Raw genomic sequence first — 2,074 nt, 5'->3', positions numbered from 1 at the left:
TCTTCCACCGCCAGGCGCCGCTTGGTGACGAATCGCGCCCACGCGAAGCCGAGGCCCGCACGGGCGTCCGGCGCCTCGTGCCGCCCGGCCTTGTTCTTCGGCGTCAGCCGCGTCCCGGCATACCCGAGCAGTGCCGGCAACAGGGTGAGCGCGACCAACACGGCGACGGCGACGGTGCCGGCCGCCGCGAGACCCATCACGGTGAGGAAGGGGATGCCCACCACGGACAGCGCGGACAGGGCGATGACGACGGTGAGGCCGGCGAAGACGACTGCGCAGCCTGCAGTTCCGACCGCTCGCCCGACCGCCTCCTCGGGGTCAAGTCCCTCACCGAGTAGCTGCTTGTGCCGCGAGGTGATGAACAGGGAGTAGTCGATGCCGACGGCCAGGCCCAGCATGAGCGCCAGGATCGGTGCCGTGCTGGTCATGTCGAACAGGTGGCTGGTCAGCATCAGGCCGAGCATTCCGGTGCCGACGCCGATCAGGGCGGTGAGCATCGTCATGCCGGCCGCGACGAGCGAGCCGAAGGTGATGACGAGCACCAGCATGGCGACCGCGACTCCGGCGACCTCCCCGGGCCCGGTGGCCACGTCGGACTGGTCGACGTCGCCGCCGTGCTCGACGTGGATTCCCTGCTGCTCGGCCACCTCGCCGACCTGTTGATAGGCCTCCAGCGACTCCGGGGAGACCTGGTCGGCCGTCTGCTGGAACTGCACGGGGACAAGGGCATAGCGCCCGTCCCTGCTCACCGTGCCGGTCGTGAAGGGGTCGGCCGCCCCGACGACGCCGGGCACCTCTGACGCTTCCTTGACGGCGGCACCGATGGCACGCTTGCCCTCCGGGCTGGCCAGCGTCTGCCCCTCCGGCGCCTTGAAGATGATGGTGCCCCGTGCGCCGCTCGCGGCGGGGAACTCCTGCTGCAGCGCGTCCAACGCCCGCTGCGACTCGGTGCCCGGGATCGTGATGGCGGGCGAGGTGGTGCTGCCGAACGAGGCGAAGGCACCGCCGAGGCCGGCGACGAGCACCACCCAGAGGATGACGACCAGGCCGCGCCTGCGCACGCAGGCGCGGGCAAGCCGGTAGAGAGCGGTGGACATCGGGCTACTCCTCAGCAGGGGGTGTGGCAGAACGTGCGGGTATGTCGGGTGGTCACCGATCAGCGGGCCCGAGCCCGAGGGTGCGTTCGGCGACCCGGATGAGGTCTCGTCGCAGCTCCTCGGGGCCGAGGCCGACGAGGACCGCGGCGGGGGCCGACTCGGCCCGCGCCTGCGGATCCGGCGCGCCGGTGTCGAGGCCCGACAGGGTCGTGGTGGTGGCGAGCAGCCCGATGCACGCGACGTGGGCGGCGAGCAGGTCGACGGTCTCCGTGGAGCCGCCGGTCATCGCGAGCACGAGTCGCTCGCCCATCGACCGGAACTGCAGGTCGTCGAGCTCGGGCAGCTCGATGACCTGCTGGATGGCGGCGGGGTAGGCCGACAGCTCGTCCCGGTATTCCAGGACCATGCCGACGAAGCCCTCGACGGCCCGGCGCTGGGCGAGGTCCGCGTCGAGGCGGTCGAGCTCGTCGACCAGCTTCGCGAAGGACTCGGCGGCGGGCAGCATGAGCTCGCGCAGGATCAGCGCCTTTGAACCGAAGTGGTAGAGCACCCCGGCCTTGGAGCCCCCGAGAGCCGTGGCGATGTCCTGCAGCGACGTGCCTTCGTAGCCGCGCTCCCCGAAGAGGTGTCGCGCGGTGCCCACGATCTCCGCGCGCGCCTGCGCCGCCGTCGTCCTTGCCACCGTAGGAGCATAACTGACCGAGTGGTCAGTCACCAACCGATCGGTCAGTGAAGCTCGTCGTACTGCGTCTCGCCTCGCCCCACCTGGCCCCGCTCCTCGAACACCGACCAGCAGATGTCGTTCCGCAACCGCTGGTCGTCGAGCACCAGCTCGCGAATCGCCGCCGGGAGCTGGTCACGCTGCCACTGGCACTCCAGTCGCCCCGCGGCCCTGCCCTCGCCCTCCGGGGCGGCCGCCCGTGCGGCCTTGATCGCGTAGGCGGCCGCACCGAGCTCGTGCGCGGCGACGTGGGCGA

3 protein-coding genes are annotated in these 2,074 nt (G+C 71.4%); all 3 read right to left on the bottom strand.

The window, feature by feature from the left end; translation table 11 throughout:
• Positions 1-1,097, bottom strand: a 1,097-nt coding sequence (locus tag FRW57_RS20680) for an MMPL family transporter (protein ID WP_152186944.1), incomplete at its 3' end; no start/stop codon positions are given.
• Between the two features lie 52 nt (positions 1,098-1,149).
• Entirely contained in the window at positions 1,150-1,779 is a 630-nt protein-coding gene (locus tag FRW57_RS24185) for a TetR/AcrR family transcriptional regulator (RefSeq protein WP_203230461.1), read from the bottom strand.
• A 44-nt stretch (positions 1,780-1,823) separates the two neighbouring features.
• Positions 1,824-2,074 (bottom strand): putative immunity protein (locus tag FRW57_RS20670; RefSeq protein WP_338055398.1); only part of this gene is annotated, 251 nt, incomplete at its 5' end.

Source organism: Segeticoccus rhizosphaerae (assembly GCF_009192725.1).
In the GTDB taxonomy this organism is placed as follows: Bacteria; Actinomycetota; Actinomycetes; order Actinomycetales; family Dermatophilaceae; genus Segeticoccus; species Segeticoccus rhizosphaerae.
The sequence above is the reverse complement of the archived record's forward strand: the minus strand, read 5'-3'. Positions and strand labels throughout refer to the sequence as shown.